The sequence below is a fragment of the Klebsiella sp. 10-1 genome, assembly GCF_009758445.1.
Taxonomy (GTDB): Bacteria; Pseudomonadota; Gammaproteobacteria; order Enterobacterales; family Enterobacteriaceae; genus Klebsiella; species Klebsiella scottii.
The window spans coordinates 138,721-161,274 of sequence record NZ_WQRE01000007.1; the positions used below are offsets into that span (position 1 = coordinate 138,721).

General features: G+C 57.0%; 20 protein-coding genes. 7 read left to right on the forward strand and 13 right to left on the reverse strand.

Annotation, left to right across the window (positions count from 1 at the left end):
• The 11 genes from mraY to leuO form a co-directional block, all read right to left on the reverse strand.
• The gene (mraY, locus tag GO007_RS22315; RefSeq protein ID WP_095103777.1) at positions 1-1,083 is read right to left on the reverse strand and encodes a phospho-N-acetylmuramoyl-pentapeptide-transferase; all 1,083 of its coding nucleotides are present in this window, start codon (positions 1,081-1,083) and stop codon (positions 1-3) included.
• A complete protein-coding gene (gene murF, locus GO007_RS22320) occupies positions 1,077-2,435 on the reverse strand; it encodes a UDP-N-acetylmuramoyl-tripeptide--D-alanyl-D-alanine ligase (protein WP_095103778.1) in 1,359 nt (452 codons plus the stop codon). The genes mraY and murF overlap by 7 nt, the downstream gene beginning before the upstream one ends.
• Entirely contained in the window at positions 2,432-3,919 is a 1,488-nt protein-coding gene (murE, locus tag GO007_RS22325) for a UDP-N-acetylmuramoyl-L-alanyl-D-glutamate--2,6-diaminopimelate ligase (protein WP_095103779.1), read from the reverse strand. Before murE ends, murF begins: the two co-directional genes overlap by 4 nt.
• Positions 3,906-5,672, reverse strand: a complete 1,767-nt coding sequence (locus GO007_RS22330; RefSeq protein ID WP_041144043.1) for a peptidoglycan glycosyltransferase FtsI — start codon at positions 5,670-5,672, stop codon at positions 3,906-3,908. Before GO007_RS22330 ends, murE begins: the two co-directional genes overlap by 14 nt.
• 15 nt (positions 5,673-5,687) lie before the next feature.
• The gene (gene ftsL, locus GO007_RS22335; protein ID WP_004857854.1) at positions 5,688-6,053 is read right to left on the reverse strand and encodes a cell division protein FtsL; all 366 of its coding nucleotides are present in this window, start codon (positions 6,051-6,053) and stop codon (positions 5,688-5,690) included.
• Positions 6,050-6,991: a 16S rRNA (cytosine(1402)-N(4))-methyltransferase RsmH gene (gene rsmH, locus GO007_RS22340; protein ID WP_095103780.1), complete on the reverse strand. Its 942-nt coding sequence runs from the start codon at positions 6,989-6,991 to the stop codon at positions 6,050-6,052. The genes ftsL and rsmH overlap by 4 nt, the downstream gene beginning before the upstream one ends.
• Position 6,992: 1 nt before the next feature.
• A complete protein-coding gene (gene mraZ / locus GO007_RS22345; RefSeq protein ID WP_041144041.1) occupies positions 6,993-7,451 on the reverse strand; it encodes a division/cell wall cluster transcriptional repressor MraZ in 459 nt (152 codons plus the stop codon).
• A gap of 637 nt (positions 7,452-8,088) precedes the next feature.
• Positions 8,089-9,093, reverse strand: a complete 1,005-nt coding sequence (cra, locus tag GO007_RS22350) for a catabolite repressor/activator (protein ID WP_095103783.1) — start codon at positions 9,091-9,093, stop codon at positions 8,089-8,091.
• A 181-nt stretch (positions 9,094-9,274) separates the two neighbouring features.
• Positions 9,275-9,766, reverse strand: a complete 492-nt coding sequence (gene ilvN / locus GO007_RS22355) for an acetolactate synthase small subunit (RefSeq protein ID WP_041144039.1) — start codon at positions 9,764-9,766, stop codon at positions 9,275-9,277.
• 2 nt (positions 9,767-9,768) lie between these two features.
• Positions 9,769-11,493 (reverse strand): acetolactate synthase 3 large subunit, encoded by a 1,725-nt coding sequence (gene ilvI / locus GO007_RS22360; RefSeq protein WP_095103784.1) that lies wholly within the window; start codon positions 11,491-11,493, stop codon positions 9,769-9,771.
• 470 nt (positions 11,494-11,963) lie between these two features.
• Positions 11,964-12,932: a transcriptional regulator LeuO gene (gene leuO / locus GO007_RS22365; protein ID WP_095104105.1), complete on the reverse strand. Its 969-nt coding sequence runs from the start codon at positions 12,930-12,932 to the stop codon at positions 11,964-11,966.
• Positions 12,933-13,535: 603 nt separating this feature from the next.
• Here leuO and leuL point away from each other — a divergent pair.
• The 6 genes from leuL to aroD all read left to right on the forward strand — a co-directional run bounded on the left by leuL (position 13,536) and on the right by aroD (position 19,250).
• Positions 13,536-13,622, forward strand: a complete 87-nt coding sequence (gene leuL / locus GO007_RS22370; protein WP_115193567.1) for a leu operon leader peptide — start codon at positions 13,536-13,538, stop codon at positions 13,620-13,622.
• Positions 13,623-13,716: 94 nt separating this feature from the next.
• The gene (leuA, locus tag GO007_RS22375) at positions 13,717-15,288 is read left to right on the forward strand and encodes a 2-isopropylmalate synthase (RefSeq protein ID WP_095103785.1); all 1,572 of its coding nucleotides are present in this window, start codon (positions 13,717-13,719) and stop codon (positions 15,286-15,288) included.
• Entirely contained in the window at positions 15,288-16,379 is a 1,092-nt protein-coding gene (gene leuB, locus GO007_RS22380) for a 3-isopropylmalate dehydrogenase (RefSeq protein WP_041144036.1), read from the forward strand. The genes leuA and leuB overlap by 1 nt, the downstream gene beginning before the upstream one ends.
• A 2-nt stretch (positions 16,380-16,381) precedes the next feature.
• Positions 16,382-17,782 carry a 3-isopropylmalate dehydratase large subunit gene (gene leuC / locus GO007_RS22385; RefSeq protein WP_095103787.1) on the forward strand — a complete coding sequence of 467 codons (1,401 nt, stop codon included), beginning with the start codon at positions 16,382-16,384 and terminating at the stop codon, positions 17,780-17,782.
• A 10-nt stretch (positions 17,783-17,792) separates the two neighbouring features.
• A complete protein-coding gene (leuD, locus tag GO007_RS22390; protein ID WP_095103788.1) occupies positions 17,793-18,398 on the forward strand; it encodes a 3-isopropylmalate dehydratase small subunit in 606 nt (201 codons plus the stop codon).
• A 96-nt stretch (positions 18,399-18,494) separates the two neighbouring features.
• On the forward strand, positions 18,495-19,250 hold the full coding sequence (aroD, locus tag GO007_RS22395) for a type I 3-dehydroquinate dehydratase (RefSeq protein WP_095103789.1): 756 nt from the start codon (positions 18,495-18,497) through the stop codon (positions 19,248-19,250).
• A 38-nt stretch (positions 19,251-19,288) separates the two neighbouring features.
• Here the strand turns inward: aroD and GO007_RS22400 are convergent, their stop codons facing one another.
• Positions 19,289-20,473, reverse strand: coding sequence for a sugar efflux transporter (locus GO007_RS22400; RefSeq protein WP_095103791.1), 1,185 nt, complete (start codon positions 20,471-20,473; stop codon positions 19,289-19,291).
• Between the two features lie 185 nt (positions 20,474-20,658).
• Positions 20,659-20,811 carry a glucose uptake inhibitor SgrT gene (gene sgrT / locus GO007_RS22405; protein WP_095103793.1) on the reverse strand — a complete coding sequence of 51 codons (153 nt, stop codon included), beginning with the start codon at positions 20,809-20,811 and terminating at the stop codon, positions 20,659-20,661.
• 87 nt (positions 20,812-20,898) lie between these two features.
• Between sgrT and sgrR the strand changes: the two genes are divergently transcribed.
• Positions 20,899-22,554: an HTH-type transcriptional regulator SgrR gene (gene sgrR, locus GO007_RS22410; protein ID WP_095103795.1), complete on the forward strand. Its 1,656-nt coding sequence runs from the start codon at positions 20,899-20,901 to the stop codon at positions 22,552-22,554.

Below are 22,554 nucleotides of genomic sequence, written 5' to 3' on the forward strand. Positions count from 1 at the left end.
TTAACGTACCTTCAGCGTCGCCAGGCCAATCAGCACCAGCATCAGCGAAATAATCCAGAAGCGCACGATCACGCGCGGTTCCGGCCAGCCTTTCAGTTCATAGTGGTGATGAATCGGCGCCATTCGGAAGATGCGCTGGCCGCGCAGCTTGAAGGAGCCGACCTGCAGAATGACCGACAGGGTCTCAACAACAAAAACGCCACCCATAATAACCAGCAGGAATTCCTGACGCAGCAGCACGGCAATGATGCCCAGCGCGCCGCCGAGGGCCAACGAACCCACGTCGCCCATAAAGACCTGAGCCGGATAGGTGTTAAACCACAGGAAGCCAAGGCCCGCGCCAACAATTGCCGTACAGACGATAACCAGTTCGCCGGCATGACGCAGATAGGGAATATGCAGGTAGTTGGCGAAGTTCATGTTGCCCGACGCCCACGCCACCAGCGCGAAACCGGCGGCAACAAATACGGTGGGCATAATCGCCAGACCGTCGAGGCCATCGGTGAGGTTAACCGCGTTGCCGGTACCGACAATCACAAAGTAGGCCAGCAGAATGTACAGCAGCCCCAGCTGCGGCATGATGTCTTTGAAGAACGGCACCACCAGCTGGGTGGCCGGCGTGTCTTTCCCGGCCATATACAGCGCAAAGGCAACCCCCAGCGCAATCACCGACATCCAGAAGTATTTCCAGCGGGCAATCAGGCCCTTGGTGTCTTTGCGTACCACCTTGCGATAGTCATCAACGAAGCCAATGATGCCGTAACCTATCAGCACCGTCAGAACGCACCAGACGTACGGGTTAGAGGGGTAAGCCCACAGCAGGACCGATACCACAATCGCGGTAAGGATCATGATCCCGCCCATGGTCGGCGTACCGCGTTTGCTGAAGTGAGATTGCGGACCGTCGTTGCGGACAACCTGGCCGAAAGCGAGTTTTTGCAGACGAGCGATCATACGCGGGCCCATCCACAAAGAGATGAACAGCGCGGTCAGCAGGCTGACGATGGCGCGAAACGTCAGGTAGGAAAAGACGTTAAAGCCTGAATAATATTTGACCAAATGTTCGGCCAGCCATACTAACATGTTCCATTCTCCTGTAATGCGCGTACTACCTCTTCCATGGCGGCACTACGTGAACCCTTCACTAAAATGGTCAAAATTTTATGCTCTGCGATAAGCTCGCGCAGACGAGTCACCAGCGCGGATTTCTCGCTAAAGTGCTCGCCCACGCCGCTGGCGGAGCTGATATCAGCGCTCAGCGCGCCGACGCTCAGTACCCGATCGAGTCCTGCAATCTTCGCCGCTTCGCCAACCTGACGATGGCAGGCGGCGCTTTCCGCGCCGAGCTCGGCCATATCGCCGACCACCAGCACCCGGTAGCCCGGCATTTCAGCCAGTACCTGCACCGCGGCGGTCATCGACCCGACGTTGGCGTTATAGGAATCATCAAGCAGCAGCTGATTTTCCGTAAGCCGGATCGGGAACAGGCGCCCAGGCACCGCGGTAAGCTGAGCCAGCCCGGCTTTCACCGCGGCTAAATCAGCGCCGACCGCCATTGCCAGCGAGGCTGCGGCCAGCGCGTTGGCGATATTATGGCGGCCCGGCAGCGGCAGCAGAACATCCACGCTCCCCGTTGGGGTTTGCAGGGTAAATTCCGTACCGTGGCTGGTGACATGAATATTGGTCGCCGTAAAGTCGCTGTTCGCGGCGTTTGGCGAGAAGCGCCAAACCTTACGATCGCCAATGACGCTCTGCCAGTTCAGCCAGTCGTTATTGTCGGCGTTGAGAATGGCGATGCCGTTTGCCGGCAGGCCGGTAAAGATTTCGCCTTTCGCTTTCGCCACGCCCGCCAGCGAGCCGAAACCCTCAAGATGCGCGGCGGCCAGGTTGTTCACCAGCGCGGCTTTCGGACGCGTCAGATTAACGGTCCAGGCAATTTCGCCCTGGTGGTTGGCGCCCAGCTCAATCACCGCATACCGGTGCTCATGAGTCAGACGCAGCAGCGTCATCGGCACGCCAATATCGTTATTCAGGTTGCCGGCGGTATACAGCGTGGTGCCGCACTGTCCGAGGATCGCCGCGGTCATCTCTTTCACCGAGGTTTTTCCGGAGGAGCCGGTCAGCGCGACCACGCGCGCCGGTACCTGCTGGCGAACCCACGCGGCCAGCTCACCGAAAGCCAGGCGAGTATCTTTCACCACCACCTGGGGTAAATCGCACTCCAGCCTGCGGCTGACCAGCAGCGCGCCGGCACCCGCCTGTTTTGCCTGCGCAGCAAAGTCGTGAGCGTCGAAGCGCTCGCCTTTGAGGGCTACAAACAGGCAGCCCGCCGTTATTTTGCGGGTATCCGATGTGACCTCATCAATGGCCAGATCGCTACCGTGCAGTTCGCCGCTGGCGATGTCGGCAAGCTGAGTGAGCGTAAAGCGAATCATGCTACCGTCCCCAGTAAGCGCGCGACGGTAACGCGATCGGAGTAGTCCAGGCGGCGGTTGCCGACAATCTGGTAATCCTCGTGGCCTTTACCCGCGACCAGCACCACGTCGCCCTCTTTCGCCTGCATAACGGCATTGGTCACCGCTTCCGCCCGACCTTCCATCACCTTCGCGTACCCGGCATCAAGCATGCCGGCCAGGATATCGTTGATAATGGCGCGAGGCTCTTCGGTACGCGGGTTATCATCAGTGACAACGGCGATATCGGCGAACTCTTCGGCGATAGCGCCCATCAGCGGACGTTTGCCCTTATCGCGATCGCCGCCGCAGCCAAATACGCACCACAGCTTGCCGTTGCAGTGCAGACGCGCGGCCTGCAGCGCTTTTTCAAGCGCATCAGGCGTATGAGCGTAATCCACCACCACGGTCGCTTTACCCGGCGCGCTAAAGACTTCCATGCGCCCGCAAACCGGCTGCAGACGAGAGGCCGTTTTCAGCAGCTCGGCCAGCGGATAGCCCAGCGCCAGCAGCGTAGCCAGCGCCAGCAGCAGATTGCTGACGTTAAAGGCGCCCATCAGGCGACTTTCGACTTCGCCCTTGCCCCAGCTGGAGTCAAACTGAATGGTCGCCCCGCTGTCGTGATAGCTCACCGCGGTTGCCTTCAGCCAGCGGCCGTGGCAGTTCGGATTAATATGGTCTTCCATCGATACCGCAACCGCATCCGGCAGCTTCGCCAGCCAGCGGCGGCCCACTTCATCATCGGCGTTGACGATCGCCTGACCGCAGTGGTGGGTGGAGTAGAGCAGCCATTTTGCCGCTTCGTAATGCGCCATATCACCGTGATAGTCCAGGTGATCGCGGCTCAGGTTGGTAAAGACCGAGGCGGCAAACTGCAGCGCGGCTACGCGGTGCTGCACCAGGCCGTGAGAAGAAACTTCCATCGCCGCCAGCGTCGCCCCCTGCCCTGCCAGACCGGACAGCACGTGCTGGACGTCTACCGCAGAGCCGGTGGTGTTTTCCGTCGGGATAACCTTGTCCAGCAGGCCGTTGCCTACCGTACCCATGACCGCGCTGGTTTCGCCGAGCAGCTTGCCCCACTGCGCCAGTAGCTGAGTGGTGGTGGTTTTGCCGTTGGTCCCGGTTACGCCGATCAGGCGCAGCTGCTGCGAAGGCTGATGGTAAAAACGCCCGGCCAGCGCCGACAGGCGCTCGTTGAGCTGGCTAAGATAAATGACCGGCACGCCGTGCATTTCACGGATTTCACCGTCGCCAGCCTCATCTTTGGCCTCAGCTATAATGGCAGCAACACCTTGCGCTATCGCCTGCGGGATATAACGACGCCCGTCCGCCTGATGACCTAATACCGCGATAAAGAGATCCCCGGAAGCAGCCACCCGGCTGTCCAGCGTCATCTCTCGCAGAATTCGCTCCGGCGCATTTGGCACCCACGGAGCGAGAAGGTCGCGCAAATTACGATCTGCCACCTGTTCCCTCGCCTTGATTAATCACAAATTCACTTTTTTCGCCCGTTGCCAGCGCATCCGGTTCGATGTTCATGGTGCGCAGAACGCCGCCCATGATGGCACCGAAGACCGGCGCGGAAACGGCGCCGCCGTAGTATTTACCCGCCTGCGGGTCGTTGATCACCACCACCAGCGCGAAACGCGGGTGGCTGGCGGGCGCAACGCCTGCGGTGTAAGCAATATATTTATTGATGTAGCGGCCGTCCGGCCCTACTTTTTTCGCCGTACCGGTTTTGATCGCGATGCGATAGCCCTTAATCGCCGCCTTCACGCCGCCGCCGCCCGGCAGCGCCACGCTTTCCATCATGTGCACCACGGTACGAACGAGAGGTTCCGGGAAGACTCGCTCGCCCGGAACCGGTGGATCAACTTTAGTAATCGACAGCGGGCGATAAACGCCGTAGCTGCCGATCGTTGCGTAGACTCGCGCTAACTGTAACGGAGTTACCATTAGCCCATAGCCGAAAGAAAAGGTGGCCCTCTCTATGTCAGACCACCGTTGTTTTTGAGGGTATAAGCCACTGCGTTCTCCGACCAACCCCAAATTGGTCGCTTTTCCGAGCCCAAAACGTGAGTAAGTATCTACTAACGCTGAGGACGGCATCGCTAACGCCAGCTTGGAAACACCGACGTTACTCGACTTCTGTAGTACCCCGGTCAGGGTCAATTCGCTATAGCGCGCCACGTCTTTAATTTCGTGGCCGTTAATACGGTAAGGAATGGTGTTCAGCACGGTATTTTCATTGACGATCCCGCGCTGTAGCGCCGTCATCACCACCATCGGCTTCACCGTTGAACCCGGTTCGAAGACGTCGGTGATGGCGCGGTTACGCATGATATCTTTTGCCGTGCCGGAGAAATTATTCGGGTTGTAGGACGGGCTGTTGGCCATCGCCAGCACTTCGCCGGTGCTGACATCAACCAGCACCGCGCTTCCCGACTCCGCCTTGTTAAACGCCACCGCATTGTTGAGTTCGCGATAAACCAGCGCCTGCAGGCGCTCGTCGATGCTCAGCGCGAGGTTATGCGCGGCCTGGCTGTCGGTGGAAGAGATATCCTCGATGACGCGGCCATAGCGGTCTTTACGCACGATACGCTCGCCGGGCTGGCCGGTAAGCCACTTGTCAAAGCTCTTCTCAACGCCCTCAATACCCTGGCTATCGACGTTGGTAAAACCGATAAGGTGAGAGGTGACTTCGCCTGACGGGTAGTAACGGCGCGACTCTTCGCGCAGGTGGATCCCCGGCAGCTTAAGCTTCCTGATGTAATCGGCCATATCAGGATTGACCTGGCGAGCCAGATAGATAAAGCGCATCCGCGGGTTGGTATTGATGCGCGACGCCAGCTGATCCAGCGGCATATTCAGCGCGTCCGCCAGCGCTTTCCAGCGATTGTCGAGAGTGACGCCGCCGGCATCGTGCAGCTCTTTCGGATCGGCCCAGATAGCCTTCACCGGCACGCTCACCGCCAGCGGGCGGCCCGAGCGGTCGGTAATCATCCCGCGCGCGGTAGACACTTCCTGTACGCGCAGGGAGCGCATATCGCCCTGACGCACCAGCATGTCCGGACTGATAACCTGGAGCCACGCCACGCGGCCCAGCAGGAAAGTCAGAGCCAGCAGAATACAGCCGCACAGCAACGCAAAACGCCAACTGATAAAGTTGGCCTGTTCTTCCTGACGTTTTGGTCTTGGCGTTTTCGGCGCTGCTTTCATGCGTCGCAATAATCCTTATTTTTGTACAACGATATTTTCTTGTGATGGATCGACATGTTGCATCTGCAACTTCTCGGTCGCGATCCGCTCAACCCGACTGTGATCGCCCAAGGCGTTCTCTTCGAGGATCAGGTTGCGCCATTCAATATCCAGCGCATCACGTTCCAGAACCAGCTGTTCGCGCTGGGCGGTTAACAAACGGGTATGGTGCGCCGTCGTGACCACCGTAATTGCCGTAATGATGATGCAAATGAACAGACAGAGTGGCAGCTTCCCAAACCGCAGAAGATCGTCCCCGATAACGCCAGGCAAGGCATGGCGCTCGTTGCTTCCTAACGATCCTTTAACTTTGCTTAAGGCTTCTGTCACTCTGCCGATCATGCGTTCGTCCTCTCTGCAATGCGCAGAACTGAACTACGGGCGCGTGGATTCTCTGCCACCTCTTCTTCGCCCGGCATCAACTTGCCTAATGCTCGCAGCTCACGGCCGCCCAGTTTACTAAGCTGCTCTTCAGTCATCGGTAGCCCTGCCGGAACCTGCGGACCGCGGCTTTGCTCACGCATAAAGCGCTTCACAATACGGTCTTCCAGCGAGTGGAAACTGATGATAGAAAGCCGCCCGCCCGGGGCCAGCACGCTGAGCGAGCTTTTTAGCGCCTGCTCTATCTCCTCCAGTTCACTGTTCACCCAAATGCGCACCGCCTGGAAGGTACGGGTCGCGGGATGTTTGAATTTATCCTTCACCGGAGTCGCCGCCGTCACCACTTCCGCCAGCTCTTTCGTGCGGGTCATGGGCTCAACGCGGTTGCGCTCAACGATGGCGCGCGCGATGCGCTTACCGAAGCGCTCTTCGCCAAAGGTTTTAATAACCCAGGCGATATCGGCCTCTTCGGCCGTCTGCAGCCATTCGGCGGCCGACTGGCCGCGCGTCGGATCCATGCGCATATCCAGCGGGCCGTCGCGCATAAACGAGAAGCCGCGTTCCGCGTCATCAAGCTGAGGTGACGAGACGCCAAGATCGAGAAGAATACCGTCGATCTTGCCCGTCAGTTCGCGCTCACTAACATAATCTGCAAGCGCAGAAAAAGGTCCATGTACGATGGAAAAACGGGGGTCATCGATGGTCTTCGCCACGGCGATCGCCTGCGGATCGCGATCGATTGCCAGCAGGCGGCCTTCCGCTCCCAGCCGGGAGAGGATCAGGCGCGAGTGACCACCGCGACCAAAAGTGCCATCAATGTAGATACCATCCGGGCGAATATTCAGGCCGTTAACGGCTTCATCCAGAAGTACCGAAGTATGTTTAAAATTTTCCATCATTTTATAAAGACAAATCCTGCAGTCGCTCCGGCAGTTCCCCGGTTGCGGACTGCTCAGCGTCGATATCTTCCTTGACCCGTTGATACCAGGTCGTTTCATCCCACAGCTCAAACTTATTGAACTGCCCGACCAGCATCACTTCTTTTGTCAGCCCGGCATGCTGCCGTAACACCGGTGCGATCAATAGCCGCCCGGCATTATCCATCTGACATTCGCTGGCATGTCCCAGAAGCAGACGCTGTACGCGCCGCTCAGCGGGATTCATGCTCGATAAACGCGACAATTTTTGCTCGATGATTTCCCATTCAGGCAAGGGGTAAAGCAGCAGGCACGGGTGATGAATGTCAATGGTGCAAACCAATTGACCGGAAGCGCTCTCAATCAGCCCGTCGCGGTAACGCGTCGGTACGGCCAGACGGCCTTTGCTGTCGAGATTGACTAACGTTGCCCCACGGAACATGCCAGCCTCACCCCTTTTCGCCACTTTACCCCACAAATTCCCACCAGAAGGAGTTTACGGAGCGGAGGAAAAGCTTGTCAAGCCAGCACGAATACCAACGAAGCTTAAAAACCCATTATTTGCAGCCGATATTAGGCCTGATGATAAAATCATCAACAAACGAGGCAAATTAACGTCATGAATACGTGTAAGAAAACAACCAACAAATTCGTAACAGTTAAAAGCAACAAAATATCTTCGGCGGGAAAATATAAAGTGTCAGTTTGCGACGCGAGCGGCATTTTAGGCGATTCTGATGCCCGTTAACAGTGCCGGTTGTCACCGGAGAGGCTCTCTTGTCGCGGGGTGGAGAAGATTGTGGGTATTGTTTGCGATAAAATGAGTGTTAATTCAGCGATTAACTTAGTGAATGTAACAAAATAATACAAATATCGGCGGGGACATCTTTTCTTATACCCAGCAGATGCAAGAAAGGCCCTGCTCCAGAATAAAACAAAATAATACGTAAAGAAGTTTAGGGATTTGTCTGAAAGATATTCAGTTTTGCATTTTTAAGGCAATTTGTATGGATTATCGCCAGACGCGCGTCCGTCTGGCGAGCGGTAGAATTATCCCGGCAGCCTCCTGCCGGAAATATTCAACGACGGTTCAGGCTCCCGCGGCGATACAAATTCCGGCGAATCCGGCTTAGGCCAGGCTTTGGCTTGCGCGGTTCGTCGAGGCTGGCGAGGACAATCTCCAGCACGCGTTCGGCAACATCGCGGTGGCGTTGGGCCACTGCCAGCACCGGACACTGGAGGAAATCCAGCAGTTCGTTATCGCCGAAAGTCGCAATCGCCAGCTCGGATGGCAGCTTGCCTTCACGACGCAACGTCACGTCCATCACGCCCTGCAGCAGCGGGAACGAGGTGGTAAACAGCGCCTGCGGCATCGGATTCGTTTCCAGCCACTTCTCGAACAGCTGAGCCGCCGCTTCGCGCTCGTAGCTGTTAGCGTAGAGGTACTGCACCTCACGCGGATCGTCCTGCCACGCGGTCCGGAAGCCCTGCTCGCGCAGGAAGCTCACCGACAGCTCCGGCAGAGCGCCAAGATACAGCACGCTGTCGCCAGGGAATTTACGCAGCTCGGCGCCCAGCATTTCCGCATCGTCCCGATCGGCGCCCACGACGCTGGTGAAGTGTTCACGATCGAGCGCGCGATCGAGCGCAACAATCGGGAAAGGATCGTTGGCCCAGCGCTGATAGAACGGGTGCTCAGGCGGTAATGAGGTCGAAACGATAATGGCATCGACCTGGCGCTGCAGCAGATGCTCAATGCAGCGCATCTCGTTATCTGGCTGATCTTCCGAACAGGCGATCAGCAGCTGATAGCCGCGCTGACGCGCCTGACGCTCCAGGTAGTTAGCAATGCGGGTATAGCTGGTGTTTTCCAGATCCGGAATGACCAGACCAATAGAACGCGTGCGTCCTGCACGCAGGCCGGCAGCGACCGCATTCGGGTGATAGTTGTGTTCACGAACCACAGCCATCACCTTTTCGACCGTTTTATCACTCACGCGGTACTGCTTCGCTTTACCGTTAATCACATAGCTAGCGGTGGTTCGCGAGACACCGGCCAGCCGGGCGATTTCATCCAGTTTCACAATTGCCCCTTGGGTAATTTAGTACAGAACATAACCTTTCTTCAGGTATGGATTCATTTTCATAACATCTAAACGCAGAACAGTTAGCACAGCAACCGGTTTTATCTCCAGTTCCTACCGATTTCGCAAAAAAATAGCCCGACAGTTTGTGCCGGGCTATTTTTACGTCATTTTCAGCGACTCAGCGCATTATTTTATCGCCGCGCGACAGGCCAACGACGCCAGAGCGAGCAACTTCAACTATTCTCGCGACGTCACGCAGCGAGGCGATGAATGCATCCAGCTTATCGCTGGTGCCAACCAGCTGAACGGTGTAGATAGACGGGGTGACATCAATAATCTGCCCGCGGAAGATCTCGGTGTTGCGCTTGACCTCTTCGCGGCCAAAGCCGCTGGCCTGCACCTTCACCAGCATAATCTCGCGCTCAACGTGCGAGTTTTGTCCAAGCTCGCTGACCCGCAGCACGTCCACCAGCTTATGCAGCTGCTTCTCGATCTGCTCAATCGCTTTCTCATCACCCACGGTCTGAATCGTCATCCGCGAGAGCGTCGGGTCGTCTGTAGGTGCCACCGTCAGGCTTTCAATGTTATACCCACGCTGCGCAAAGAGACCAATAACGCGCGATAAGGCGCCCGATTCGTTTTCCAGTAATACCGATAATATCCGGCGCATAATCAGGTTCTCTCCGTTTTGCTCAACCACATCTCGTCCATCCCGCCGCCGCGGATCTGCATCGGATACACGTGCTCGCTGCCGTCGACAGTTACATCGACGAAGACCAGACGATTATTACGCACCTGTTCCAGCGCTTCAGCCAGCTTCGGCTCAAGCTCCTGCGGCTCGTTGATGCGAATCCCTACGTGACCATACGCTTCTGCCAGGCGGACAAAATCCGGAAGTGACTCCATGTACGACTGCGAGTGACGGCCGGAGTAAATCATGTCCTGCCACTGCTTCACCATCCCGAGATAGCGGTTATTGAGGTTCAGCACCAGAACCGGCAGTTCATACTGCAGCGCGGTGGACAGCTCCTGGATATTCATCTGAATACTGCCGTCGCCGGTGACGCAAACAACGGTCTCCTCCGGCAGCGCCATCTTCACGCCGAGCGCCGCAGGCAGGCCGAAGCCCATCGTGCCCAGGCCGCCGGAGTTGATCCAGCGTCTTGGCTTATCAAAGGGATAATAGAGCGCGGCGAACATCTGATGCTGGCCAACGTCGGAGGTGACGTAGGCATCCCCGTTGGTCAGACGCCAGATGGTCTCGATTACCGCCTGCGGTTTGATCTTGCCGCTTTGCGTATCGTATTGCAGGCAGTGACGCGCGCGCCACTGCTCGATCTGCCGCCACCAGTCGCGGAGCTCATCCAGCGGCTGCTGCGCCTCTTCCTGCTCCAGCAGATCCAGCATCTGCTCCAGCACCTGACGAGCATCGCCAACGATCGGCACGTCCGCCGGCACCGTTTTCGAAATTGACGTCGGATCGATGTCGATATGCAGCACCGTGGCATTCGGGCAATATTTTGCCAGATTGTTGGTCGTGCGATCGTCAAAGCGGACGCCAACGGCAAAAATCACGTCGGAATTATGCATCGTCATGTTGGCTTCGTAGGTGCCGTGCATACCCAGCATGCCCAGCGCCTGCTGGTGCGTAGCCGGGAAAGCCCCCAGCCCCATCAGCGACGAAACGACCGGCAGATTAAGTTTTTCCACCAGACGATACAGCTGCTCTTCGCATTGGGCGTTAATCGCCCCGCCGCCCACGTACACCACCGGGTGTTTGGCCGCGATCAGCGTCTGCAGAGCGCGTTTAATCTGTCCTTTATGCCCGCTGGTCGTCGGATTATAGGAGCGCATGCTGACCGCATCCGGCCATACGTACGGCAGCTTGTTCGCCGGGTTGAGGATATCTTTCGGCAGATCGACGACAACCGGGCCAGGACGGCCGCTGGCCGCCAGCCAGAAGGCTTTCTTCAGGACGCCGGGGATATCTTCAGTTTGCTTAACCAGGAAGCTGTGCTTTACCACCGGCCGGGAAATACCGACCATGTCGCACTCCTGGAAAGCGTCGTAGCCAATCAGGGAAGTCGCCACCTGCCCGGAGAGGATCACCAGAGGGATAGAGTCCATGTAAGCCGTCGCAATACCGGTAATGGCGTTCGTTGCGCCGGGCCCGGAAGTCACCAGCACGACGCCGACTTCCCCCGTGGCGCGGGCGAGGCCGTCCGCCATATGTACCGCGGCCTGCTCGTGGCGGACCAAAATATGATCGATACCGCCGAGGGTATGTAACGCATCATAGATATCGAGGACCGCCCCCCCGGGATAACCGAATACCTGCTTGACGCCCTGATCGACAAGCGACTGGACGACCATCTCGGCTCCTGACAACATCTCCATGGTTTGCCTCCCGGCTTATTGTTTTTAACGACAGCGGAATTCAATTTCCGCGCGTTCGCACAAATGCGCAGAATCTCGTCTTCGCATTGAGGTGAATTGACTGCCTGCCTTTACCATAACTGGTCGCTAACGGGCAGGCAATTAGCCGCCGCGGGTACGCGAGAAGTATTAAAAGAATAAAAAAGAGGATTTAATAAAAAATCAGGTGGAAAACTTCACCGACAGTAAATGGCGCAAATCATTACTCGGACAAATCGCCGTGCCGCAGGAAATCATCCATTTTTCATCTGAATCTGCGGATAGCCGAGTCCGCCAAACAGAATAAAATTCTGCCTTACTACCCATTAACAGATAAAATCATTCGAAACGAGCCGCCGCGCTAGCCTCGGTCAACGGCAGGCCAGAATATCCCCTTTACCCGCTCACAAAGCAGGAGCCGCGGCTCCCGTTTGTGGTTATGCAGAGACAGGTTAGCGCCGGCAAATACTGACCAGCAGTTCTTCCATCCACTGGTGGCCTTTATCGCGACCAGCGGCTTCGTGCCATGAAAGATAGCAGGTTCGGCTATTAACCTGCATCGGCAGAGTAACCAGCCGCAGGTTAAGCTTATCCGCGAATTCAGCCGCCAGCCAACGCGGCGCAATAGCCACCATTTGTGTTTGCGAAACCACGTTTAATACGCTGACCATCGCATTTCCCTGATAAGCAATTCGCGCCTGTTTATCGAGATTGTCATACCAGGGCTGGCTGAATGAAGCATAGCGATCCAGGGCCACAACCGCATGCTCTTCCCGATAAATGTCGTCTTCCGCCAGCAATTCGCTAATACGCGGATGTTGACGACTGGCGACTAATACCATCTCATCGTTAAACAGCGGTACGCAGGCAAATTCAGGGCGGCGAAACTCTTCATAGCCAACCACAAATTCAATTTCCTGATAACGTAATTGATGGTCAGTATTTTGATTCAGCGCCGATTTAAAAATCAAATGAATATTTGGCGCGGCGGCGCTAACTTTATTGAGGATCGTTGCCGTCAAATAGTTATCCAGCGGGCTGCAAACGCACAGATTAAACACCCGATCGCTGCTTATTGGCTCAAAGCCGGAGCCCGGCAGTTCGTTCTGCACCAGCTGCAAAGCCTGACGCACCGAGCCAAACAGCTGGAACGCACGCGCCGTTGGCTGAATCCCGCGGCCATAGCGAACGAACAGCTCGTCATTAAACATCACCTTCAGGCGCGATACGGCGTTGCTGACCGCCGGCTGCGACATCCCCAGAGACTGTGCCGCCCGGGTGATATTTTGCTCCTGCATCACCGCATCAAAGACGGTGAGCAGATTGAGATCGACCATTCGTAGCTGAGGTTTTGTCACTTCCACCGCAGGGGCTGTTTGATATTCAATACTTTCAATTATCATATCTAATTTCACCATCAGGCTAAATTCCCTTTGCACAAGTACAGTAATTAATGCCGAAAATATCATTTAGCACGCATATGAAATTTGCAAAAGGGTAAAAATGAATTTTAGGAATATATCAAAGTTATGATTTCGACAAAAATAAGCATGATGAGAAAATGGCCGACTCATTTTAACTATATCGATTACTTGATGGTGTTAAGTTTACTCATAACTTATAAAGATAAACAACGGCAGGAATAGTTAAATTAAATTGAAGCAGCATTAAACTATCGATTAAATATACTATTAAAATTAACATGCCGTTATCATAGATAATTAACCTGAACTCATTTTAATATATTCACAGGGTAAATATCCTCAGTCTTTTCATTAAGATGCCAGCCATTACCGCCCCGGTAACGTGACGCCTTGAATGAAAAGAAATTTATGCGAATGTTTTAAATGGTCTCGCCCCTGCCGCGGCGCCAAAAACGATTGTCGGCAAAAAAGCGCGATCTTCAGCACAATTAGCTAATTCAGTGACAAGGTAAAAAGGCGATTTTCCCCCTCAGGGGTTGACATCAAAAGGCGTATCCAGTAACTCTAAAGGCATATCGATTTCATCTGGAGCATGACGCAATGATTCGCAGCACTCGTTTCACCAGCCTACTACTACTAAACGCATCCAATTTGCGCGGTAGGCTGCTGGGCGACGTTAAGCGTTAGTCATCTTCCAGTAAGACTATAAAACCCGCGCCATTGCGCGGGTTTTTTTATGCTCGTCAGCAAGGCGCCCAGGACACCGATTAAGGATTTAACCATGAGCCAGCAAGTCATTATTTTCGATACTACCTTACGCGACGGGGAACAAGCGTTACAGGCCAGCCTGAGCGTTAAAGAGAAGCTGCAGATTGCCCTGGCCCTTGAGCGTATGGGCGTAGACGTGATGGAAGTCGGCTTCCCTGTCTCATCTCCGGGCGATTTTGAATCCGTACAGACCATCGCGCGTACCATCAAAAACAGCCGCGTTTGCGCCCTGGCTCGCTGCGTAGAGAAAGATATCGATGTCGCGGCCGAGTCATTAAAAATCGCCGAAGCGTTCCGTATTCATACTTTTATCGCCACCTCGCCGATGCACATCGCCACCAAGCTGCGCAGCACCCTCGATGAGGTGATTGAGCGCGCGGTGTATATGATCAAGCGCGCACGCAACTATACCGACGACGTCGAATTCTCCTGTGAAGATGCCGGGCGTACGCCAATTGCTGACCTGTCTCGCGTCGTGGAAGCCGCCATCCGCGCCGGCGCCACCACCATTAACATCCCGGATACCGTCGGCTATACCATGCCGTTCGAATTCTCCAACATCATTACCGGCCTGTACGATCACGTCCCGAACATCGACAAAGCGATCATTTCCGTTCACACCCATGACGATTTGGGCTTAGCCGTCGGCAACGCCATTGCCGCCGTCCACGCCGGCGCGCGCCAGGTTGAAGGCGCCATGAACGGTATCGGCGAACGTGCGGGCAACTGTTCGCTGGAAGAAGTCATCATGGCCATCAAGGTGCGTAAAGACATTATGGACGTACGCACCCGCATTAATCACAGCGAAATCTGGCGCACCAGCCAGACCGTCAGCCAGATTTGCAACATGCCGATCCCGGCGAACAAAGCCATCGTCGGCACCGGCGCTTTCGCCCACTCTTCCGGTATTCACCAGGACGGCGTGCTGAAGAACCGCGAAAACTACGAAATCATGACCCCGGAATCCATCGGCCTGAATCAGGTACAGCTGAACCTGACCTCCCGCTCCGGCCGCGCGGCGGTGAAACACCGCATGGAAGAGATGGGCTACAAGGAAAGCGACTACAACATGGACCACCTGTACGACGCGTTCCTGAAGCTGGCAGACAAAAAAGGTCAGGTCTTCGACTACGACCTGGAAGCGCTGGCCTTTATTAACAAGCAGCAGGAAGAGCCTGAGCATTTCCGCCTGGACTACTTCAGCGTTCAATCCGGTTCCAACGCTATCGCCACCGCCTCCGTCAAGCTGGCCTGCGGCGACGAAGTGAAGTCCGAAGCGGCTAACGGCAACGGCCCGGTCGATGCCGTATATCAGGCAATCAACCGCGTCACGGCGTATGACATCGAGCTGGTTAAGTATGGTTTAAGCGCCAAAGGCCACGGCAAAGATGCGCTGGGCCAGGTTGATATCGTCGTTAACTACAACGGCCGCCGCTTCCACGGCGTCGGGCTGGCGACGGATATCGTAGAGTCCTCGGCGAAGGCGATGGTTCACGTTCTGAACAACATCTGGCGCGCCGCTGAAGTCGAAAAAGAGTTGCAACGCAAAGCTCAAAATAACGAGAACAAGAAGGAAACTGTGTAATGTCGAAGAATTATCATATTGCTGTTTTGCCAGGTGATGGCATTGGCCCGGAAGTCATGAACCAGGCGATGAAAGTACTGGAAGCTGTCCGTAACCGTTTTGATATGCGCATTACCACCAGCCAGTATGACGTTGGCGGCATCGCCATCGACCGCCAGGGCACCCCGCTGCCGCAGGCAACCGTGGACGGCTGCGAGCAGGCGGACGCCATTCTGTTCGGCTCCGTCGGTGGCCCAAAATGGGAGCACCTGCCGCCCGCAGAGCAGCCGGAGCGCGGCGCGCTGCTGCCGCTGCGTAAACATTTCAAGCTGTTCAGCAACCTGCGTCCGGCAAAGCTGTACCAGGGGCTGGAAGAGTTTTGCCCACTGCGCGCGGATATCGCCGCCAACGGCTTCGACATTCTGTGCGTCCGTGAACTGACCGGCGGCATCTACTTCGGCCAGCCGAAGGGTCGCGAAGGCAGCGGCCATCACGAAAAAGCATTTGATACCGAGGTTTACCACCGCTTTGAAATCGAGCGCATTGCGCACATCGCGTTTGAATCGGCCCGCAAGCGCCGGAGCAAAGTGACCTCTATCGACAAAGCCAACGTGCTGCAGTCCTCCATTTTGTGGCGGGAAATCGTCGGCGAAATCGCCAAAGAGTACCCGGACGTTGAGCTGGCGCACATGTACATCGACAACGCCACCATGCAGCTGATTAAAGACCCGTCCCAGTTTGACGTGCTGCTGTGCTCCAACCTGTTCGGCGACATCCTGTCCGACGAATGCGCGATGATCACTGGCTCAATGGGCATGCTGCCGTCCGCCAGCCTCAATGAACAGGGTTTTGGCCTGTACGAGCCGGCAGGCGGCTCGGCGCCGGATATCGCCGGCAAGAACATCGCCAACCCGATCGCCCAGATCCTGTCGCTGGCGCTGCTGCTGCGCTACAGCCTCGATGCGGACGCTGCGGCAACGGCGATCGAAAGCGCGATCAACCGCGCATTAGAAGAAGGCATCCGTACCGGCGATTTAGCGCGCGGTGCGGCGGCGGTCAGTACCGATGAAATGGGCGATATTATTGCCCGCTACGTCGCTGAAGGGGTGTAATCATGGCGAAGACGTTGTATGAAAAATTGTTTGATGCTCACGTGGTTTATGAAGCGCAAAACGAAACCCCGCTGCTGTACATCGACCGTCATCTGGTACACGAAGTAACCTCCCCGCAGGCGTTTGACGGCCTGCGCGCGCACAACCGCCAGGTACGCCAGCCGGGAAAAACCTTCGCCACCATGGATCATAACGTTTCGACTCAGACCAAAGACATCAACGCGTCCGGCGAAATGGCGCGTATTCAGATGCAGGAGCTGATTAAGAACTGTAACGAATTCGGCGTTGAGCTGTATGACCTGAACCACCCGTATCAGGGTATCGTCCACGTGATGGGCCCTGAGCAAGGCGTGACCCTGCCGGGGATGACCATCGTCTGCGGCGATTCCCATACCGCGACCCACGGCGCGTTCGGCGCGCTGGCTTTCGGCATCGGGACCTCCGAAGTCGAGCACGTGCTGGCAACTCAGACCCTGAAGCAGGGCCGCGCCAAAACGATGAAGATTGAAGTTCAGGGCCAGGCGGCCCCCGGCATCACCGCTAAAGATATCGTGCTGGCGATCATCGGCAAAACCGGCAGCGCCGGCGGTACGGGCCACGTGGTCGAATTCTGCGGCGAAGCCATTCGCAACCTGAGCATGGAAGGCCGCATGACCCTGTGCAATATGGCCATCGAGATGGGCGCTAAAGCGGGCCTGGTGGCGCCGGACGCGACCACCTTTGATTACGTGAAGGGCCGTCTGCACGCGCCTAAAGGCGAGGACTTTAGCGAAGCGGTCGCTTACTGGGAAACCCTGACCACGGACGCCGATGCCACCTTTGACACCGTCGTCATCTTACAGGCCGCAGAGATTGCTCCGCAGGTCACCTGGGGAACCAACCCAGGCCAGGTTATCTCCGTCACCGACATGATCCCCGATCCGGCCTCTTTCGCCGATCCGTTAGAGCGCGCGAGCGCGGAAAAAGCGCTGGCCTATATGGGCCTGAAGCCGGGCATCCCGCTGACCGAAGTCGCAATTGATAAAGTCTTTATCGGCTCCTGTACCAACTCGCGCATTGAAGACTTACGCGCGGCGGCGGAGATCGCCAAAGGACGTAAAGTGGCGCCAGGCGTGCAGGCATTAGTGGTGCCTGGCTCAGGCCCGGTGAAAGCCCAGGCGGAAGCAGAAGGCCTGGATAAAATCTTTATCGAAGCCGGTTTTGAATGGCGCCTGCCGGGCTGCTCCATGTGTCTGGCGATGAACAACGACCGCCTGAACCCGGGCGAACGCTGCGCATCCACCAGCAACCGTAACTTTGAAGGCCGTCAGGGCCGCGGCGGACGTACCCACTTAGTCAGCCCGGCAATGGCCGCAGCGGCGGCCGTTAGCGGCCATTTTGCCGACATCCGCGACATCAAATAAGGAGACCATCATGGCAGAGAAATTTACCCAACATACGGGCCTGGTGGTGCCGCTGGATGCCGCAAACGTCGATACCGATGCGATCATTCCCAAGCAGTTCCTGCAGAAAGTCACCCGCACCGGTTTTGGCGCGCATCTGTTCAACGACTGGCGCTTCCTCGATGATCAGGGACAGCAGCCGAATCCGGAATTCGTCCTCAACTTCCCGGAGTACAAGGGCGCCTCGATTCTGCTGGCGCGGGAAAACTTCGGCTGCGGCTCCTCGCGTGAACATGCGCCGTGGGCATTGACCGATTACGGCTTTAAAGTGGTTATCGCCCCCAGCTTTGCCGATATCTTCTACGGCAACAGCTTTAACAACCAGCTGCTGCCGGTCACGCTGAGCGACGAGCAGGTCGACGAGATGTTTAAGCTGGTGCAGGCCAACCCGGGCATTAAGTTCGAGGTGGATCTGGAAGCCGAAGTGGTTAAAGCGGGCGACAGGTCGTACAGCTTTAAAATCGACGCCTTCCGCCGCCACTGCATGCTTAACGGCCTCGATAGCATCGGCCTGACGCTGCAGCACGAAGAGGCGATCTCCGCCTACGAGAATAAGCAGCCGGCCTTTATGAACTAAAGCCGCCAGCGGCTCCCCTGCCCGGTCCACTGACCGGGCATTTTTTTATGCCTTCTCAGCGACAGAAGGCCTCAGGAAATACGCACAGGCGCTGATATGACGACAACCGTTACGGTGAAGAACATCACCTTCCAGGAAGGTTCAACCCACATTTGCGTTCCGCTGATGGGCCAAACCCTCGATGAGCTGAAGGCCCGTGCCCGGGCGCTGGCGGAGGTCGACGCCGATATTATCGAATGGCGTGCCGACGGCTTTGCGCAGGTTGGCGAAAGCGAGCAGGTAATGCTGGCGCTGGCTGACATTCGCCAGCTCCTCGCCGATACGCCGCTGCTGTTCACCTTCCGTAGCCAAAAAGAGGGCGGCGAGGCGCAGCTCGACGAGGCGGACTATTTTGCGCTTAACCGTCAGGTCGCGCTCAGCGGGCTGGTCGAGGTGATTGATATTGAGCTCTTCAACGATGAATCGCAGATCCGATCGCTGATCGACGATGCCCATGCCGCCGGCGTTAAGGCGATCGTCAGCAATCATGATTTCCAGAAGACGCCGCCCGAGGAAGAGATTATTCGCCGCCTCTGCCGCATGCAGGAGCTGGGCGCCGACCTGCCGAAAATAGCGGTCATGCCGCAATCTCCGCAGGATGTGCTGACGCTACTCTCCGCCACGCTGGCCATGAAAGAGAAGTACGCTACCCGCCCGATCATCACCATGTCGATGGGGAAAATGGGCGGCATCAGCCGGGTTACCGGGCGACTGTTTGGCTCAGCGATGACGTTCGGCAGCGCGGGCCAGGCCTCCGCGCCGGGGCAAATCGCCATCCGGCAGCTGCGGGAAACGATCGATATCCTCTCCTGAATCCTGCCGCCCGCGGCGTTCCGCGAGCGGGTAACGGGCTAGATATCTTTAACTTTGCAGGTCAAAAACAGGGTGACCAGCGAAATCGCCGCAATCGCCCAGTAAACGCTGGCGTGGCCGTAGCTTTGCGACAGCGCCCCCTGCAGCACGCCGGCCAGGATTACGCCGGTGGAAATACTGTTGGTAAACAGCGTGGTGGCCGCTCCCGCGCGTCCCGGCATCAGGTCCTGAAACCACAGCATGCCAATCCCGGCGACAATACCGATAAAAATCGCGTTAAACAGCTGCAGCGCCAGCAGCGCCGTGCGGTCGTGGAACAGGATCAGCCCGGCGTAGAACAACACCCCGGCGGCCACGGCGGCGACCATCATGCTACGCTTGCCCCAGCGTTTGACATAGTAGCCCGCAAGGATCATCGCCGGGATCTCCAGCCCGGCCGCGGTGCCCATTAAGATCCCGGCCAGGCTATCCGGCAGGCCGAGATCGCTGCTGATCCACAGCGGCATATCGATGATGTACATGGTGTTGCAGGTCCACATCAGCGTCGAGGCGATAAACAGCATACGCACGTTTTTATCCTGCCAGCCGCCGGCCTGCGCCACCGCGCCTGCCGCCTCCGAAGGCTGCTCCACCCGCGCCACCGACGGCAGCTTACAGGCGATCAGCGCCAGGCTAATCACAAAAATAGCGGCTGCAATGGAGAACATGGTGGTAAAGCCGTAGTTCAGCGCCAGCATAAAGGCCAGCGGCGGGCCGATAACCCACGCCAGCGACAGCTGGGCGCGCATGATTGAACTGAACATCACCACTTCCCGCGCCGAGCTGTCGGCATACTCCCGCGCCAGGGCGAACAGCTGCGGCATCGCGGCATTGGCGATGGATGCCAGCATTACGCCGCAGGTAATCAGGGTTAAGTAGTGGCGATTAAACGCAAACAGCAGCGCGTTGCCCACGGCCATCAGACAGCAGAACATAATCAGCCGGCGGCGGTCGCCCTGGCTATCGGATCGCTTCGCCAGCGCCAGGCTGACCGCGATCCCGGCAATGGCGTTAACGGTATAAAACAGCCCGACCCAGAAAGGCTGCGCACCTACTTCGCGGCTGAGAAACAGGCTGAGCGTCGGGGCCTGCAGCGCGCCGGCAATCCCCATCATAAAAGCGACCAGCATAAAAGCCGCGTAGACGCCGTTAAGCCGCCGCCCCATTGTCATTAACCACAGCATGTCATGTCCTTAGCACGCGAAGAAAACGAAAAAAGCCAGCAGAAGTCATCTGCTGGCGGGTGATTTTATACTCAATCGATTTCAGGTTACAGGCAGGCGGCCATTATGAGCGGACCGCGGCAACGCCGGGAACGTGAAAGACGACAGGTACGCACCAATACTCAGTCACACATGATGTCTGCAAGTTAACGCTCAGAGGTCGGTGACGTAACTCCCCACTGCATCAGCTCGCCGAGTATTTCCTGCTGTCGTCCTGCCATCAGGCGGGCTAGCCATGACGCATCCTGCGTCGCAGAAAAGTAGCGTTGGTAGAACTGCTTAGCGGTTGACCTCATCATATTCATCTCCTCGCTTCATCGGAATCTATTATTGGCCTAATATAGGGATTAATAAATTGCTGAGTTTTCATCAGGAGTTCCCCTTTTATGTCTTCCGCCCGTCTGCAACAACAGTTCATCCGCTTATGGCAATGCTGCGAAGGCAGGTCGCAGGAGACGACGCTCAACGAGCTGGCGGAGATGCTAAGCTGTTCGCGCCGCCATATGAGAACCCTGCTGAACATGATGGAAGAGCGCGGCTGGCTAACCTGGGAGGCGGAAGCGGGACGCGGTAAGCGATCGAAGCTGGCCTTCCTTTACACCGGCCTGGCGCTGCAGCAGCAGCGGGCGGAAGATCTGCTGGAGCAGGATCGCATCGATCAGCTGGTGCAGCTGGTCGGCGATAAGGCCGCCGTGCGCCAGATGCTGGTCTCTCATCTCGGACGGAGCTTTCGCCAGGGGCGGCATATTCTGCGCGTGCTCTACTACCGGCCGATGAAAAATCTGCTCCCCGGCAGCGCTCTGCGCCGTTCGGAAAACCATATCGCCCGGCAAATCTTCAGCGCCCTGACGCGGGTAAATGAGGAAAATGGGGAACTGGAAGCCGATATTGCCCACCACTGGCAGCAGCTATCTCCCACCCACTGGCGCTTCTTTTTGCGTCCCGGCATCCACTTTCACCACGGACGCGAACTGGAAATGGAGGATGTGATCGCCTCTTTGCAGCGCAGCAACGCCCTGCCGCTCTACTCCCATATTGAGCGCATCGTCTCGCCTACCGCCTGGACGCTGGATATCCATCTGACCCAGCCGGATCGCTGGCTGCCGTGGCTGCTGGGCCAGGTTTCCGCGGTGATACTGCCGCGCGAATGGCAGTCGATGGAGAACTACTCCGCGATGCCGATCGGTACCGGGCCCTATGCGGTGGCGCGCAATAACCAAAATCAGCTAAAGATCCATGCCTTCGACGACTACTTCGGCTATCGGGCATTAATTGACGAGGTCAACGTCTGGGTGCTGCCGGAGATTGGCGAAGAGTCGAACGGCGGCTTAACCCTGCAGGGCACCACGCAGAGCGAGAAAGCCGTCGAAAGTCGTCTGGAAGAAGGCTGCTACTACCTGCTGTTTGATTCCCGCAGCCCGCTTGGCGCCAATGCAGCCGTACGCCAGTGGCTGAGCTATCTGTTCCAGCCGGCGAACCTGCTCTATCACGCGGGCGAACATTACCAGGGCAACTGGTTCCCGGCCTACGGCCTGCTGCCGCGCTGGCACCACGCGCGCAGCCACGCCTGCGAGAAGCCCGCGGGCCTGGAGTCGGTGACGCTGACCTATTACCAGGACCATATTGAGCATCGCGCGATCGGCGGCATTATGGCGACGCTGTTAGCCGAACATCAGGTCAGGCTGGAGATTCGGGAGCTGGAATACGCGGAGTGGCATCGCGGCGAGGTTGTCAGCGATATCTGGCTAAACAGCGCCAACTTTACCCTGCCGATCGACTTTTCCCTGTTCGCCTGGCTTTATGAAGTTCCGCTCATTCGCCACTGCATCCCGATTGACTGGCAGGAGGATGCCGGCCGCTGGCATGCGGGCGAGTTAAACCCCGCAACCTGGAGTCAGCAGCTGCTGGCTAATCAAACGATCGTGCCACTGATCCACCACTGGCTGATGATCCAGGGCCAGCGCAGCATGCGCGGCGTGAGGATGAACACCCTCGGCTGGTTTGATTTTAAATCGGCGTGGTTTGCGCCGCCGGAACCGTAG